At 47.4% G+C, this 17,276-nt stretch carries 14 protein-coding genes; 6 read left to right on the forward strand and 8 right to left on the reverse strand.

Going from position 1 to position 17,276, the window contains the following annotated elements:
- Positions 1-55 precede the first annotated feature (55 nt).
- The gene (locus tag QVO66_RS09325) at positions 56-436 is read left to right on the forward strand and encodes a RidA family protein (protein WP_021855215.1); all 381 of its coding nucleotides are present in this window, start codon (positions 56-58) and stop codon (positions 434-436) included.
- Between the two features lie 136 nt (positions 437-572).
- On the opposite strand, the gene QVO66_RS09330 is transcribed toward QVO66_RS09325, so the two are convergent.
- The 7 genes from QVO66_RS09330 to QVO66_RS09360 all read right to left on the reverse strand — a co-directional run bounded on the left by QVO66_RS09330 (position 573) and on the right by QVO66_RS09360 (position 7,039).
- On the reverse strand, positions 573-860 hold the full coding sequence (locus tag QVO66_RS09330) for a winged helix-turn-helix domain-containing protein (RefSeq protein WP_021855217.1): 288 nt from the start codon (positions 858-860) through the stop codon (positions 573-575).
- A 13-nt stretch (positions 861-873) separates the two neighbouring features.
- On the reverse strand, positions 874-1,536 hold the full coding sequence (locus QVO66_RS09335) for a hypothetical protein (RefSeq protein ID WP_021855218.1): 663 nt from the start codon (positions 1,534-1,536) through the stop codon (positions 874-876).
- 4 nt (positions 1,537-1,540) lie between these two features.
- Positions 1,541-2,140: a hypothetical protein gene (locus QVO66_RS09340; protein WP_021855219.1), complete on the reverse strand. Its 600-nt coding sequence runs from the start codon at positions 2,138-2,140 to the stop codon at positions 1,541-1,543.
- A gap of 88 nt (positions 2,141-2,228) precedes the next feature.
- Positions 2,229-2,621, reverse strand: a complete 393-nt coding sequence (locus tag QVO66_RS09345) for a DUF2141 domain-containing protein (protein WP_021855220.1) — start codon at positions 2,619-2,621, stop codon at positions 2,229-2,231.
- 956 nt (positions 2,622-3,577) lie between these two features.
- Positions 3,578-4,162: a septal ring lytic transglycosylase RlpA family protein gene (locus QVO66_RS09350; RefSeq protein ID WP_125105558.1), complete on the reverse strand. Its 585-nt coding sequence runs from the start codon at positions 4,160-4,162 to the stop codon at positions 3,578-3,580.
- Positions 4,163-4,178: 16 nt separating this feature from the next.
- A complete protein-coding gene (gene gdhA, locus QVO66_RS09355; protein WP_021855223.1) occupies positions 4,179-5,522 on the reverse strand; it encodes an NADP-specific glutamate dehydrogenase in 1,344 nt (447 codons plus the stop codon).
- A gap of 230 nt (positions 5,523-5,752) precedes the next feature.
- Positions 5,753-7,039, reverse strand: coding sequence for an O-acetylhomoserine aminocarboxypropyltransferase/cysteine synthase family protein (locus QVO66_RS09360; RefSeq protein WP_021855224.1), 1,287 nt, complete (start codon positions 7,037-7,039; stop codon positions 5,753-5,755).
- Positions 7,040-7,655: 616 nt separating this feature from the next.
- Between QVO66_RS09360 and QVO66_RS09365 the strand changes: the two genes are divergently transcribed.
- From QVO66_RS09365 to QVO66_RS09385, 5 genes are all read left to right on the forward strand, one after another.
- Positions 7,656-8,528, forward strand: coding sequence for a PepSY-like domain-containing protein (locus tag QVO66_RS09365; RefSeq protein ID WP_082335088.1), 873 nt, complete (start codon positions 7,656-7,658; stop codon positions 8,526-8,528).
- Between the two features lie 361 nt (positions 8,529-8,889).
- On the forward strand, positions 8,890-9,099 hold the full coding sequence (locus tag QVO66_RS09370) for a hypothetical protein (RefSeq protein WP_021855226.1): 210 nt from the start codon (positions 8,890-8,892) through the stop codon (positions 9,097-9,099).
- A 9-nt stretch (positions 9,100-9,108) separates the two neighbouring features.
- Entirely contained in the window at positions 9,109-12,078 is a 2,970-nt protein-coding gene (locus QVO66_RS09375) for a PEP/pyruvate-binding domain-containing protein (RefSeq protein WP_021855227.1), read from the forward strand.
- 861 nt (positions 12,079-12,939) lie between these two features.
- Complete coding sequence (locus QVO66_RS13725; protein WP_021855228.1) at positions 12,940-14,769, forward strand: MutS-related protein; 1,830 nt, start codon at positions 12,940-12,942, stop codon at positions 14,767-14,769.
- A 582-nt stretch (positions 14,770-15,351) separates the two neighbouring features.
- On the forward strand, positions 15,352-16,362 hold the full coding sequence (locus QVO66_RS09385; RefSeq protein ID WP_021855229.1) for a class II fructose-bisphosphate aldolase: 1,011 nt from the start codon (positions 15,352-15,354) through the stop codon (positions 16,360-16,362).
- A gap of 635 nt (positions 16,363-16,997) precedes the next feature.
- Here the strand turns inward: QVO66_RS09385 and QVO66_RS09390 are convergent.
- A partial coding sequence (locus QVO66_RS09390; protein WP_288172780.1) for an FtsW/RodA/SpoVE family cell cycle protein occupies positions 16,998-17,276 on the reverse strand: 279 nt, incomplete at its 5' end.

The following is a 17,276-nucleotide window of genomic DNA, read 5'->3' on the forward strand; positions in this document are numbered from 1 at the left end:
AACAATTAAAGCAATAAGACAATAATAACAATAAAATTTTTAAAATTAAAGAGAAATGAAAGCACTACATTCAGACAAAGCTCCTAAGGCTTTAGGTCCTTACAGCCAGGCTATCGTAGCCGGCGGATTCGTATTCGCATCAGGTCAGGTGCCAATCGACCCTGCAACAGGTGAATTTGCAGAAGGCGGTATCAAGGAGCAGACAAAGCAGTCGCTCACAAACGTTACCAACGTATTGGCTGAGGCTGGTATAGACCTTACACATGTTGTTAAGACAACAGTATTCCTTTCAGACATGGACAACTTCGCTGCCATGAACGAGGTTTACGCTACATTCTTCAAGGAGCCGTTCCCGGCACGTTCTGCTGTTGCCGTTAAGACTCTGCCTAAAGGCGCTCTTGTTGAGATTGAAGTTGTTGCAACATTAGAGAAATAATATTGCCAATAATAAAGTTTATGGGGAACCGGCTTTGGCTGGCTCCCCATTTTTTTGTTGTTTGTCTGAATATATTGTGTTCGGGCGTATTTATGGTTCTGTGGCTTTATTTCGTTTTGCAGTATGTGCCAGGCGCCTATTGCGGTGAGATATAGCTTCTCAGCGCCTCTACATAGTCCTCAAAGGCCTTCAGTCCCTTATCGGTTATGCGGCACGTTGTGCGCGGCTTCTTGCCTTGAAATCCCTTTTGGATCTCAATATATCCTGCGTTGCTTAGTTTGTCAAGCTGCACGCTCAGGTTGCCTGCCGTGGCCCTGGTCTGTTCTTTCAGATAAACGAAGTCGGCTTCGTCTACGCTCATCAGTATCGACATGACGGCCAGTCGCAGTTCGCTGTGCAGCAGCGGGTCAAGTGGTTTAAACATTCTTGCTTTTCTGTTATTGTTCTTTCTCGTTCAATTTTGCTTCGTTCTGTCTGCCTTTGGGCTTTCTGTTCCTGTATAATGCGATAGCCCCTGGTATAACCATCATCAGCATTCCGCCAAAGATAACGGCCGCCATCTCTTCCGGTCCGTTACAATCAAGGGCTGCTTTTATGCTGGCATATGAACCACTGCAGGCGAACAGCGATATCATCTCGCTTTTCAGCACGATGCCGGTCATTATGGCTGCAAAAGTCATGCAGATGTTTATTGTGGCAGATATCGGCAGTTCTTGGGCTATAGGGTCATTTCCAAAATTGGTAACCTGACTCGCCACTGTTGAAGTGAATATTACCACTGCAAATGTTCTCCATATATTTTTTGTGATGTCGTTTATGAATGATTTTGGTACACCGGCAGTTTCTTCTTCTATAATCATTTTGTGGTTGATTATCAGCCCGATGAAGACCATCACAATCCATCCGAGATTGCAGTAATAAGAGTTTGTGTAGCTCCACAACAATCCTATAACGGTTGCCGTTACGCATATAAGAATGCCCCATGTCAGAAGAGTTATTGCGCAGTTGCGTGTAATTACTTTTCGGCTTTGCTCAATAGTTTCGCGTATAATCTCGATACTGTGTTCTGCTGAAAGCTTCTTGTTTTCTTCCGTTTCCATATCGTTATTTTTTATATTGTCGGTTAATGATTATTCCGGGTATCACCAGAATGAAAAGTGATGTAAGGCATATTGCAAGCGATTCATACGGGCCGGGATACATAAGTGCAAAGTTGGCTGGCACCACTGATGCCACGGAGAATGCGGTTATGAAGGTGTGGCGGAGCACAAGGCCCGTAATCAGCCCCGTTAGCCCAAGCAGAAGTATCAGCACTGTCGTTATAGGCAGCTTGACCATATATACCGTGCTGTCAAACGAAAGCGTGCCTATGACGGCTGCTATGAGTGCAAACAGACCGAAAGATATCCATGATATTTTGAGCACTCTGCTGAAGAAGTTTGTAGGCTTTTTCTTGTCCTTGCGGCTCTTTGCTGCCGTAACGCTCCATCCAATGACGGCCATCAGGAACCAAAGTGCATTCCATGACGGATTGTCCGTCGTCTGCCATAAATAACACACAGCCACAGATGTTATGCATGTGAGTATGCCCCAGAATATCATCGGCATTCCGGCGTTGCGCATTATGTCGGTGCGGCTTTGCTCAATGGCCTCGCTTATTATCTTGAGGCTGCGTTCAGCCGAGAGTTTTTCGTTATTGTCCATTTCAAATTTAATTTTGTTGTTCTTAATATTGTATAATCTCCGGCACCGGCCCGTTTTTAGTGGCCGGTGTTAGGAGGTTGTCAGCCGGTCAGTCTGCCTGCCTGTCATGTCCCTTCATCTTGTCGGGGACATATATAAGCTCGATGTCTACCTTGCTGTTGCTTTCGCTCAGTTCATAGTCTCCGAAGGCGCAGTATTCCATTGGTATATTGTCCTTCTCGTCGAGTTGTCCGTTGCCGTTCTCGTCATGAAAGACATATATGGTGCCCTTCCCGTCGGGCACGTCCTTTATGATGGTTTCAATCTTGCCTTTCTCGGCTTTAACCTTAGCCCATTGTCCGCTCTTCGTGGCTACAAGTATCTGCCCCTTGTCGTTCGGTATGTTGCTTACGGTGAGCTGCATGTCTCTTTGTGCCGAGGCGGTTGCTGTGGCCATAAGTGCTATGGCCAGCATAGCAGTGTTTAATATCGCCTTTTTCATAGGAATAGGTTTTAACTGTTATAAACTTCATTTACAGTTCTCACACTCGTTTCAGTCACTCTGCAGCTGTGGCTTCACGAGTTTTATCCGGATATATTGCAAATATAAAGCAGTTTATAATATAAACCAAATAAAAGTGAAAATAATAGTTGCTTGGTTTAAATATTTTAACATTATGATGGTCTTATTCAGGGAAAACGCCAAAACGTTAACTCATTGTCTTGAAAATTATATTATGCAGAACGCTATGATTTACATTGTAAAACACCGTCTTTTGTGTTCTCATATGCCGTGTTTTGCATTATGAAAGGTGCCCTTTTGGATTGTGGTTAGGCATATCTTGACAAGTAACGGCATGATGTATGCCACTTAATGGCGGCAGGGTCGGGGTAAACAAAAAATTTTTTGTAAAAGAAACGTCACTCGTCACAAACGGCCATAACCTGCTGTTATGTAGTCAGTTATAGTGTGACGAGTTGAAAAGACAACTCATCACGGCATGTCTCTTTATCTGATTTGGTCCTGTATGTCCTCTCCTAAATTTTAAGAACTTAAACAGGGTATATCTTGATAAAGCCCAAATAGAGTGTTTGATTTTGAGTGAAATCTCTTCGGTTAAGCAGGCAGCTGTTGAGGGTTGGCTCTGTTATTCGATGAATAGAATATTATTGTGAAATTTAAGGCATGCATTTTTGTGCTTGATGTATGCCGGTATGCACATATTGCTGTATTGCTGCGTGTTCGGTTATACCATATTGTGGCTGAAAATATTAATATGTGATGAGTTGTGATGAGTTGAGAATGCAACTCGTCACACTATATGTTGTTGAATACGAATGTGTTACGTGCAGATGTGATGAGTGACGTTTCTCTTTGAAAAACTTTTTCTGTTGCGTATGCGTTGTGAGTTTTGTCGTGTAAGCCACGCGTTATGCATACGGGACACATAAGTCAGACTATTGTTTTTTGTTCTTCTTGTTATGTTCCTTATGTTCTTTATGCTTCTTGTTTTCCTTATGTTTCTTGTCTTTTGGCTCCTTGCCTTTGTGTTCTTTGCCTTTCTTGCTGTTCGTCTTGCTTTGCTCTGTGCTGTTTCTCATCCATTCCGGCGTGAAGTCGTCGTCCTTCTCCGTTATCTCATAGTCAAGTTCGGGCAGCTCAATCTTTTTCTCGTTTCTGAACGGAACGCCCTTCTCCTCTTCATATTTTTCCACCCTGACCATGGCCACGCCAGCTCTGATTATGCCTATCTCCTTTGCCGCGGCGTATGACAGGTCGATAATGCGGTGACCGCTGCATCTGTCGGCCACTCTCACGACAACGCTTTTGCCGTTTTTAATGTTTGTAACCTTCAGCATGGTGCCCAGTTCGTATTTCTTGTGGGCGCAGATGAGGCTGTCTCTGTGGTATCTTGTGCCGTCGCTCATCCTCCGTCCATGCAGACGGTTAGAATAATAGCTGGCCATACCTTTCTCCTGTGCCGGGAGAAAAGTATGGCCAAGCCATAAAAATGTAATTATGAGAATTATTCTGTTTATCACTTATATCTCTAAGGTATTAGATAATACCCTGCTCGAGCATAGCCTGAGCCACCTTCATGAAACCTGCGATGTTAGCACCCTTAACGTAGTCGATAGTGCCGTCGGGCTGTGTACCATATTTAACACAAGCCTCGTGTATGCTCTTCATGATGAAGTGGAGCTTAGCGTCAACCTCTTCAGCTGCCCATCCTAAGTGAGCTGCGTTCTGTGTCATTTCAAGACCAGATGTTGCAACACCACCTGCGTTAACAGCCTTACCAGGAGCGAACAGTATGCCGTTAGACTGGAATTCGTGGATAGCTTCAGGTGTACATCCCATGTTAGATACCTCGCAGCAGCACCATGTACCGTTAGCGATAAGTTCTTTAGCGTCGTCACCGTTCAGCTCGTTCTGGAATGCGCAAGGAAGTGCGAGGTCACACTTAACAGACCATGCTTTCTTTCCAGGAGTGAATATAGCCTTGCCAGGGAATTTGTCTGCCATCATAGAAACCTGGTTGCGGTTAGAAGCGCGCATTACCAACATGTAGTCGATCATGTCCTTTGTGATGCCTTCAGGTATCTCGCATACGCCGTCCGGACCAGATATTGCGATAACTTTTGCACCGAGTTCAACAGCCTTTGTTGCAGCACCCCATGCTACGTTACCGAATCCAGACAATGCAATTGTCAGACCCTTGATGTCTTTGCCAGCCTTGTGGAGCAAGTGCTGTGTGAAGTAGAGAGCACCGAAACCGGTTGCCTCAGGACGAAGGATAGAACCGCCCCATGTAGCACCCTTACCTGTTAACACACCTGTGTTGTATTCGCGAGCGAGCTTTTTGTACATTCCGTACAAGAAACCGATTTCACGTCCGCCAACACCAACGTCACCTGCAGGAATATCTGTGTCAGGACCGATGTTCTTCCAAAGTTCGAGCATGAATGCCTGGCAGAAACGCATGATTTCAGCGTCAGACTTGCCTACCGGGTTGAAATCAGAACCACCTTTACCGCCACCCATAGGCAGAGTGGTCAATGCATTCTTGAATGTCTGCTCGAAGCCTAAGAATTTAAGCATAGATACGTTTACAGCCGGGTGGAAACGCAAACCGCCTTTGTACGGGCCGATAGCGCTGTTGAACTGAACGCGGTAACCGAGGTTGTTCTGTACCTCACCTTTATCGTCAACCCATGTTACACGGAATGTGATGATACGCTCAGGTTCTACCATTCTTTCAACAATCTTGGCTTTCTCAAACTCAGGATGCTGATTGTAAGTGTCTTGAATTGATTCCAACACTTCTCTTACGGCTTGTAAGTACTCTTTTTCGCCCGGATGCTTCATTTCCAGGTCTTGCATTATTTTCTGGACTTCCATAGTATATGTTTTTAGTTAAACTAACATTGTGTCGTTTTCTTGATGACAAATGTAGTCTTTTCTTGTGTAACTGCCAAGGAAAATCCAATTTATTTGATATATGAAACTTACTTTTTGTACTTTTTTACATTATAATTGGCATTTTTGCCCCCTAATGGCTAAAAATAAGCGGAGGCAACATGTGTTACAATGTCGCCTCCGCTGTTGTCGCTATATGAAAAATGTAACTTTTAGTCGATTTTCGACAGAGCCTGCTTCAGGTCGTCAATGAGGTCGTCGGCATCCTCGATACCTATCGACAGACGTATCAGGTCGGGGGCTATGCCGGCTTCTTTCAGCTGCTGTTCGCTCAGCTGGCGGTGTGTGTGGCTTGCCGGATGCAGCACGCATGAGCGGGCGTCGGCCACGTGTGTGGCTATGTTTATAAGCTCGAGCGAGTCCATAAACTTTATTGCTGTGTCGCGGTCGCCCTTCAGTCCGAACGACATTACGCCGCATGAGCCGTTGGGCAGGTACTTGCGGCCCAGCTCGTAGCTTGCGTCATCCTTCAGTCCGCAGTAGGTTACCCATGCCACATGCGGGTCATTGTGCAGGAACTCTGCCACCTTCTGGGCGTTGGCGCAGTGCTGGCGCACGCGCAGTGCGAGTGTCTCGAGGCCGAGGTTGAGCAAGAAAGCATTCTGCGGCGACGGTATAGAGCCGAGATCGCGCATCAGCTGTGCCGTGAGTTTGGTCATGTAAGCCATCTTGCCGAAGGCCTTTGTGTATGTAAGTCCGTGGTACGACTCGTCGGGAGTGGTCAGTCCGGGGAACTTGTCGGCATGTGCGTCCCAGTCGAAGTTGCCGCTGTCAACCACGCAACCGCCCACCTGTGTTGCGTGTCCGTCCATATATTTAGTGGTAGAGTGGGTAACTATGTCGCATCCCCATTCAAACGGGCGGCAGTTTATTGGTGTAGCAAAGGTGTTGTCTATGATGAGAGGCACGCCGTTCTTGTGGGCAATGCGTGCAAACTTCTCAATGTCGAGCACCTTGCAGCCCGGGTTAGATATTGTTTCGCCGAACAGAACCTTTGTGTTAGGTCTGAAAGCCTTCTGTATTTCCTCCTCGCTGCTTTCGGGGTTGACGAAGGTGCACTCTATGCCGAGCTTCTTCATCGTTACGCCGAACAGGTTGTAGGTTCCGCCGTAAATTTCGTTTGACGTTACGATATGGTCGCCTGCCTCACAGATGTTGAACACGGCGTAGAAGTTGGCAGCCTGACCTGACGATGTAAGCATAGCGCCGACGCCGCCCTCAAGGGCAGCAATCTTCTTTGCAACATTGTCATTTGTCGGGTTCTGCAGGCGTGTATAGAAATATCCTTCCTTCTTGAGGTCGAACAGCATTGCCATCTCTTCGCTGTTGTCATATTTGAATGTGGTGCTCTGAACTATAGGCGGCTGCACCGGTTCGCCGTTTTTAGGTTCCCATCCTCCGCGCACGCAGAGTGTAGACGGTTTCAGATTTTTCTTCATCTTTCCAGTTTTGTTAGTTTATATATGTTATGCTTTTTTGTTATCCTCTATGCAGCGGCCTGTTGCTTAGGGGCTGTCTTCAGCGGCATAATGATGTGCCGCTCATGTCCAGGGGCCGTTCTGCCGGGTTGTTACCTATTGTTTGCTTTGTCGTCGCCGTTGCCTTATTGTCAGCATAAGTGTGCTTATGTTTGTCAAAATGCCATGTGCGTTGCTTAAAATACAATGACATTTAAACGGTATGCACGCTTTGTCTTACATGGCTGACTGCTGAGTTAAGTGTTGCAAAGTTAGCATAAAAATTTGATTGAACGAATATTCTATGGCTTAATTGACTTTTGTTATGATGCGTTTACGCATTACTAATATTATAATAAGGTGTAAATGCCGCCGCATGAACTTTTCGCGGCTTATGGCCAGATAAAATAAAAAAAGCAGAAAATAATCTCATATTTTCCTGATTTTTCAGATTGTTTTCAGATTCGGTTGCTTTATTTGCAAAAAACAAAGGGAGAATATATGCCGCGCGGCGATGTTGCCGAGGGGCAGACAAGGTTCCTCTGAGAAAAATAGATGTAAAAAAGAAACAACAGTATAAACAGAAAAAAGGATTATTATGAGAACAATTGATTTTTTGAAGATGACAGCAATCTGCGCTTTCGGCGCACTGGTTACAACATCCTGCAATGACGACGACGATGACGACAAGGTTCAGGTGCCTGGCGTTGTGCAGGAAGCCTTCAGTCAGAAATATGCCGGAGTGCAGCATGTAGAGTGGGAGATGGAGGCCAACGGATATCTCGTTGCCGAGTTTATCAAGGACAGCAAGGAGCATGATGCATGGTATATGGGCGACGGAACATGGATGATGACCGAGGTTGACCACGGCCGCGACCTTACGGCTCTGCCACAGGCTGTGCAGGACGGATATGCACTTACGGTGTATGCGCAGCAGCAGTGGACTGTGGACGACATCGACGAAATACAGCGCAAGGGCTATGAGACAATTTACAAGATTGAGGTGGAGAAAGCCGGACAGCCCGACCACGACCTCTACTTTGACGTAGCCGGAACACTGTTCAGAGACGTTCAGGACCAGGACGACGACCGCAACGAAGGACTGCTGCCGGGACAGATGCCAGCCGAAATACAGGCTTATGTAGACGCCAACTATGCAGGAGCCATGGTGGTTGACTTTGAGAAGGAGCGCAACGGATACGAGCTTGACATCCGCCACGGCGGCAAGAGCATAGAGATACGCTTTGACAGCTCATACAACTGGGTGCAGACTTCAACCGACTGCAAGAGAGACATTCCTGCCAACATCCTTGCTGCTGTCAACGCCGCATATCCCGGAAAGGTGATTGACGACTGCGACTATATCGAGACAGCTGCCGGAGAGGCTTATTATCTGATTGATCTCGACAACTATGACAAAGACCTTAAGGTTACCGCCGACGGCGCTATAACCGAGGTGATAGATTACTAAATAATTTTAACGCTGCGGGCGGGGGCACATGTTTGTGCCTCCGTTCGTTTTTTAGTGGGATAATGTCAAAAAACTTTGATATTGTTTCACTCTTTTCTTACTTTATTAGTATCTTTGCGGAAAAAGACTTTTAACCCAAATCGTTATTAGTATTCGGTCAGGATTTTGCTTAATATAGAGCGGCTTTTCGTTAGATTTTTTTCATGCATAGCGTGCTATGTCAAGAAAAAGCCGGCAAAAAGACGCTATTAGAGACAAAAATACGGGCTGAAAGCATGAAAGCACAAAATAGGTAAAGCTATGTGCGGTCTAATGACCGGTTGGGGTTTAATCTTGTCTAATCTGAGAAAGACTGTAAAGTATGGGCTTGTTTAAGTTTTATTCGCATTTAGCCAAGCCGGTGGCACGTCGCCGTGAGCTGTTCCTGCTGCTTTTGGGCGCAGCCATGCCAGCCCTGTTGCTGCTGCCTTTTGTCGGCAGTTTCAGCCTGTTTGTCATTATTCTCATGTTCTGGTGCATGCTTGTAGCCACGCTTTATTGTCTTTATAAGGAGAAAAAACATAATAACTGACATAACGATATGAGCGAAAACGAGCCACAGCAGTGGAAAAAATTTTATCTGAAAGATGTGTCGTTCATGAACCTTATGACACATCGCATATTCAATGTGCTTATAGTTGCCAATCCGTATGATGCCTTCATGCTTGAGGACGATGGCCGTGTTGACGAAAAGATATTCAACGAATACACCGAGCTTGGCCTTCGCTATCCGCCGACGTTCACCCAGGTGAGCACCACGGAGGAGGCTGCCGAGGTGCTGGCCTCTACCAGCATCGACCTCGTGATATGCATGCCCGGTAATGCAGACAACGACGCCTTCACGGTGGCACGTTCCGTAAAGGCAAAGTTTCCCGACATTCCCTGCGTCGTTCTTACGCCCTTCTCTCACGGCATAACGCGCCGCATGGTCAACGAAGACCTGTCAATCTTTGAGTATGTGTTCTGCTGGCTGGGCAACACAAACCTGATTTTGTCCATCATAAAACTGATAGAGGACAAGATGAACCTTGAGCACGACATTGCCGAGGCAGGTGTGCAGATGATTCTGCTCGTGGAGGACAGCATACGCTTCTACTCGTCTTTGCTGCCCACTCTCTACAGCTTTATCCTCGCCCAGAGCCAAAGCTTCGCCACGGAGGCACTCAACCCCCACAGCGCCGCGCTGCGAATGAGGGGCAGGCCTAAGGTGGTGCTGGCAAGAAACTACGACGAGGCTATGGAGCTCTACACGAAATACCGCGACAATACGCTCGGAATAATCTCTGACTGCCGCTTCCCGAAGGGCGAAGAGAAAGACCCCGAGGCAGGACTGAAGCTGCTCCGCGAGATAAGGAAGGACAACGAATACATACCGCTGATACTGCAAAGCAGCGAGAGCGAAAACCGCAAGAAGGCCGAGGCCGAACGTTTCCTGTTTATTGACAAGAACTCAAAGAAGATGAACCTCGACCTGCGCAGACTCATGGAGGAGCACATGGGTTTCGGCGACTTCATATTCCGCGACCCGAAGACGCACGAGGAAGTGATGCGCGTGCGCACGCTGAAGGAGCTGCAGGACAACATCTTCAAGATACCTTACGACTCGATGCTCTATCACATATCCCGAAACCACATGAGCCGATGGCTGTGTGCCAGGGCGATATTCCCCGTTTCGGAGTTTCTGAAGAACGTTACGTGGCACAAGCTGCAGGACGTTGACCTTCACCGCAAGATTATCTTTGAGGCCATTGTGCAGTATCGCCACATGAAGAACATAGGCGTCGTGGCCGTGTTCGACCGCGGAAAGTTCGACCGTTACGCCCACTTCGCACGTATCGGCGACGGCTCTCTTGGCGGAAAAGGCCGCGGACTGGCCTTCCTCGACAACATAATAAAGAGCCATCCTGAGTTTAGCGAGCGCGAAGGCGTCAAGGTGTCGATACCCAAGACCGTGGTGCTCTGCACCGATGTGTTCGACAGGTTCATGGAGAGCAACAACCTCTATCAGATAGCCCTGAGCGATGCCAGCGACGAGGAAATACTGCACCACTTCCTGAAGGCGCAGCTTCCGGACAAGTATATATCAGACTTCCTCACCTTCTTCGAGGCAACCGACAGGCCTATAGCCATACGTTCGTCGAGCCTGCTCGAAGACTCTCACTATCAGCCCTTTGCCGGCATATATTCGACATATATGATACCGAAGCTCGACGATAAGTATCAGATGCTGCAGATGCTTGCCGCCGCCATAAAGAGTGTGTATGCCTCGGTCTACTATCGCGACTCGAAGGCATACATGACGGCCACGAGCAACGTGATAGACCAGGAGAAGATGGCTGTAGTGCTGCAGGAAGTGGTCGGCAAACAATACGGAGACCGCTATTATCCTAATATATCAGGCGTGTTGCGTTCCATCAACTATTATCCTGTAGGCAACGAGACATCAGAGCAGGGCATTGCGAGTCTTGCGCTCGGACTGGGTAAGTATATCGTAGACGGAGGACAGACGCTGCGCGTAAGTCCGTATCATCCTGACCATGTCATGCAGACAAGTAAGGTGGAGCTTGCGCTTAGTCAGACGCAGACACAGTTTTATGCTCTTGACATGAAGGACGTAGGCGACGACTTTAAGGTTGACGACGGATTTAATATTCTCAAGCTTGACGTGGCTGATGCCGACAAGGACGGTGCCCTGACATACATAGCCTCTACTTTCGATCCTTATAACAACATGCTGCGCAAGGGGGCATATGATGAAGGCTGGAAGGTGGTTTCGTTCTGCGGAGTCTTGCAGAACGGGGCTTTCCCGCTGCCCGAACTGATGCAGATGGCTATGAAATACGGAGCCGAGGGCATGAGGCGTCCAGTTGAGATAGAGTTCGCATGCAATATAAACAATGACCGCACGGGAGAATTCTATCTGCTGCAGATGCGTCCTATCGTAGACTGCAAGCAGATGCTTGACGAAGACTTGACCAAGATTGACGACAAGCGATGCCTGCTGCGTTCTCACAATTCGCTCGGACATGGCGTCAGCAACGAGATAATGGACATAGTATACGTTAAGGCTGACGAGAATTTCACGGCGGCAAACAATCCGCTCATTGCAAGTGAAATAGAGCATATCAACCATAAGTTTGTTGAGGAAAACAAGAACTACATTCTTATCGGACCGGGCCGCTGGGGCTCTAGCGACTCATGGCTTGGCGTTCCCGTAAAGTGGGCATACATCAGTGCTGCCTGTCTGATTGTTGAGGCCGGACTGGCAAACTATCGCATCGATCCGAGTCAGGGCTCACATTTCTTCCAGAACGTTACAAGTCTTGGCGTTGGCTATTTTACCATTGACGATTACAAAGACGACGGTATCTACCGTAAGGATTTGCTCGACGCCATGCCGGCAGTGTACGAAACGGAGTTTGTGCGCCACGTGCGCTTCAGCCGTCCGCTTAAGATAATGATGGACGGCATGAAGCAGGAGGGCATCGTTCTGCTGCCTGAAGATGACTGACGCTTACTTTTTATTATTATATCGCGGCTGTTCCACTTAGCGGTGGGGCAGCCGTTTTTTGTGCTGTCATGTGTTATGCCGGTGCCTGTATGCACATTTGTTAGACGGTTGCGTATTTGCTTCTGATAAGTTCCATGTGCTGTGAGAACAGAAAACTTTGCGGTCTGAACAAACCGGTTGAGCCCCTGAGACGGTAGTATTTGAAATCGGAATGCATTTTGGCGTGAAAACGGCAGAAAATGTGCAGTTTCTGTAATACTCTGATATGTAGTGCTTTACAGCGTTTGTTGTGGCTTGATGAACTGAAATTCTGCCTGTTCCGTTGTGAAATGCAGTCTTTTATATGGCAAAACATGGCCTTTTATGTTATGAAAAGCAGTGGATTGCAGTGTGAAAACATATCTTTTTGAGCGTAAAACACCTTTTATATGTTAAATACATTAACCTTTCTGTCTTTTGATGTCAAATGACTTAACATTTTGTAAGACTTGAATTTCTATTTCGTCAGAAAACTTTGTAAAAGTTTTTCTTGCCCTTTCTGTCCGACTGCTCCTGTATGTTCAGTGGCACGTATTGGCCGTTTGTAGTGTCATGGCATGATGTAACGCTTTCATTAAGTAAACGTCCGGCCAGATAAAGGCTGTAGGAAGGCAGCCGGAATGATGCTGAAAGACAAGTGAAAGCATCATAGCGCCTGGCGGATGAAAACAATATTAGGCCGGGAGTGCAGATAAGGGTTTAACTCTTTTTACGTAGACAGATGCCCCGAAAGCCGCGTTAAAGCATTATTTTTGCAGTGAAATTAACGCCGTTTTGGCAAAACCGAATACATAATAATAACAATAAAAAGAAAAACAGAATATGGACAACAGACAAGATTTTTATTCGCGGCAGGTAGAAAGCCTGTCGGCCATGATACAGCGGTTGAAGCGCAAGGGACGCACCTATGTGGCAATGGAGCTTGTAACGTTTTGCCTTGCCGTGCTGGCATTTGTGTTCTTCTGTCTGCGCGGACTGCCCGTAGGTCTGCTTTGCCTTTCCGTGGCGTTTATGGCAGCCTATGTAGTGGCTCGCCGTGCCGACGTGCGCAACAGCGAGACCACCGACATGCTGCGCCGCCGGCGTCAGGTGTATGAGAAGGAACTGAGCTATCTGCGCGGCGACTACAGTTGCTTTGGCAGCGGAAGCCGCTACATCGACTCGTCGCACGCGTTCACTTACGACATGGACGTGTTCGGCCGCGACTCGCTCTTCAACCGCATTAACCGTACGGTAACCACCGGCGGAAGCGACTTTCTGGCTTCATCGTTCCAAAGTCTGCTTAAAGACAAGGCTGAGATAGAGGCACGCCGCCGCGCCATAGCCGAACTGGCGGGCATGGAGAGCTGGCGCACGGAGTTTCTGGCGCTCGGTCAGCGCCTGGCGTCGGACACAAAGAAGAAGGGCGAAGCCATCGACACAGCGATGATAAACCGTGTGGTCAGTGAGATAAGCGCCATGAACATTGCTCCTCAGGCAGGCAGCATGCTTGCCCTCGTGGTGGCGTGGGCGGCCATAGCAGGCTTCATTGCCGTAATGGTATTGGCAATAGTGGGCATTGTTCCGTCGTCGCTTGCCGTCATGTGGGGCGTGGTGCAGATGTTCCTCGTCATAGCCCTCAACATGAGGTCGCTGCGCCAGATAAGCCGCGCCGTCGAGAAGTTGCATGCACATCTGCACGACTATATCGGACTGATACGCCACATAGGCAATGCAGAGTTTGAGAGCGAATGCCTGCGCGACTTGCGCAACAGGCTGACATCGGGCGGCGACGGCGCGCTGACTTCGTTCGGAGAGCTGTCTGATATTCTGAAAAGTCTCGACCGCCGTGGCAATTTCATCGGACTTATTCTGTTCAACATGTTTGCCCTGAGCGACTTTTTCCTCGTGCGCCGTTTCCTCAGATGGCAGCGCCACTATATGGAGCGTATAGCCGACTGGACCGGCTGCGTGAGCCAGATTGACGCTCTTGTGTCGATGGCCGTATACAGCTACAACGAGCAGCAGGCTGTGGCGGCAGAGGTGGTTGAGGCCGACGGAGTGGTGTATGAGGCCAAGGGCATTTATCATCCCTTCCTTGGAGCCAAGGCCGTGCGCAACGATTTCACCATTGATGACGGCAACTATTATATCGTAACCGGTGCAAACATGGCAGGCAAGAGCACCTTCCTGCGCTCTATCGGCGTCAACTACATTCTAGCAATGAACGGAATGCCCGTGTTTGCCGAGTCGCTGCGCGTGTCGGTGTTCAACCTTTTCAGCAGCATGCGCACCGCCGACGACCTGAGCCGCGGCATATCCTACTTCAACGCTGAGCTGCTCCGTCTGCGCCAGTTGATTGAGAGCTGCAAGCATGCAGCCCGCACGCTGATAATACTCGACGAGATTCTGAAGGGCACCAACTCGCTCGACAAGCTCAACGGCTCGCGTCTTTTCCTTCAGGAGATATCCCGCCTGCCCGTGTCAGGCATAATAGCCACCCACGACCTCGAACTGTCGAAGATGGAGGACGACGCCCCGTCGCGCTTCCACAACTGGTGCTTTGAGATAGAGCTGGGCGGCAACATAACCTACACCTACAAGATAACGCCCGGCGTGGCACGCAACCAGAACGCCACGTATCTGCTGAAGAAGATAATTGAGGAGATATAGTTCCGTTTAAGGAGTTAAAGTAGTTAGAGGAGTCAGAGTAGTTAAAGTCATTAGTATTCAGGTTATGTCCGGTTTGTAAAGATAGCAGAAAATTTATTGAAATATATCAACAAAACCAATGACTTTAACTACTCTGACTCCTCTAACTGCTTTAACTCCTCGCCTTAAATATTGATTTAAATCAACAAATCACTGTTATATTGCATTTTATACACTCAAAATATTGCATATTAGTAAAAAATCCGTACCTTTGCATCGTGTTTTTCATAGTATTAGATTTAAGGTTAACAAGGTTGGAGTACAGCGGTACTCCTTTTTTTATGCCCTTATCTAAATAACCGTCTTTTAACAGTTTTGCTTCCTTTATGTTTTTATGCCGCGGCACATGTCTGGCATTCTGCAATTAATTGTAAAACTCACATTGCAAAATATTATGCCGTTTTTGGGCAATGTACAATTAATCTGAAAATTCACCGGAATGCAACACTAAAAGTTGGATTATTCTTTTGTATTGAGAAATTAAAATACTAACTTTGCGCTGTGTAACAGAACGTTTATTTATAAAACATAAAAAAAGGTATTATGGTAAGTTATAAGACACTAGGCTTGGTAAACACCCGCGAGATGTTTAAAAGAGCCATTAACGGCGGTTACGCCATTCCGGCATTCAACTTCAATAACATGGAGCAGCTTCAGGCTATCATCAAGGCTTCTTCAGAACTGAAGTCTCCGGTAATCCTGCAGGTTTCTAAAGGTGCGCGCAACTATGCCAACCAGACACTGCTCGAGTATATGGCTCAGGGTGCTGTAGAGTATGCTAAGGAACTTGGCTGCGCTCATCCTGAGATAGCACTTCACCTTGACCACGGTGACAGCTTCGAGCTTTGCAAGAGCTGTGTAGACATGGGCTTCTCTTCTGTTATGATAGACGGTTCTGCCCTGCCTTATGACGAGAATGTTGCTCTTACTAAAAAGGTTGTTGAGTATGCTCATCAGTATGACGTTACTGTAGAGGGTGAGCTCGGTGTGCTCGCCGGCGTTGAGGACGAGGTTGCTTCTGAGGTTTCTCACTATACAAAGCCTGAGGAAGTTATCGACTTCACAAGCAAGACTGGCGTTGACTCTCTCGCTATCTCTATCGGTACAAGCCACGGAGCTTACAAGTTTAAGCCGGAGCAGTGCACACGCGACCCGAAGACTGGCCGCCTGGTTCCTCCTCCATTGGCATTCGATATTCTTGATGCTATCATGCAGCAGCTTCCCGGATTCCCAATCGTGCTCCACGGTTCTTCTTCAGTTCCTCAGGAGTATGTTGACATCATCAACCAGTACGGCGGCAAACTGCCCGACGCTGTTGGTATTCCTGAAGAGCAGCTTCGCAAGGCTTCTAAGAGCGCCGTTTGCAAGATTAACATCGACTCTGACTCTCGTCTGGCTTTCACAGCTGCTGTTCGTAAGACATTGGCTGAGAAACCTGCTGAGTTCGACCCGCGTAAATACTGCGGACCAGCACGCGACCTCATGGAGGAAATGTACAAGCACAAGATCACAAACGTGCTCGGTTCAGACAACAAGCTGGCTCAGCTCGACTAATTCTGATATTCGGCACATTAAGAAATATAAGTGCATAGATATTTATAAAAGTGAAAATTCCACAGTGAATTTTCACTTTTATTGTTTTCAGCCCTACCTCTCATCCCATTTCCCGGCATTTATAATTGTTGATATCTCGCGGGATATGCTGTAATGCTGGCATTATTTTCATCTGAATATATGCTGCTATTGTTTGTAAAAGGCACTAAACCGCATTGTGAAACGTGTGCTTTTGCATGCCGGAATACGTCCTTTTGCGTTACGAAAGCTATGCTTTGGCATAGGCTGTGGCAAGTGTCGGATTAATTAAAGAATATTTTTCTTAGAAACTCATCACTCATCACAAGAGTCATTAACGTTTTGACAGTCAGTGAGATATGGTGTGATGAGTTGAGGCTTCAACTCGTCACGCTCTAATATATTGAGGTCCAATATGTTAAGCACTAATGTGATGAGTGATGAGTTTTTAAGAAAAAAAATTTTAGTTTAAGTCTATCCTGATTCTTGTTCATGAGAAAATATAAATGCGGCATCACGTACCTGTTGTGCGTAATGCCGCATTTGTTGCTTTTATAATATATTTATGTGCATATCGCCTCGACGGCTTGTTGCCGTGGTTATAGCGGTTTTCTGCGTTATGTCCTTATCAGGTTGCGTCCCGCGTCAATTCTAAGGAAAATGAACAGCAGTATGGTGAAGCCCCATAATGACGAACCTCCGTAGCTGAAGAAGGGCAGGGGGATACCTATGACAGGCGTAAGGCCGAGCACCATGCCCACGTTGATGAACACGTGGAAGAGAAATATGCTCAGCACGCAGTAGCCGTAGACACGGCCAAACTTGAACGGCTGCCGTTCGGCCATCTTTATTAGACGCAGAATGAGCGCAAGGAACAGCAGCAGCACGCCTGCTGA

It is taken from the genome of Prevotella sp. CAG:255 (assembly GCF_000431195.1).
In the GTDB taxonomy this organism is placed as follows: domain Bacteria; phylum Bacteroidota; class Bacteroidia; order Bacteroidales; family Bacteroidaceae; genus Prevotella; species Prevotella rara.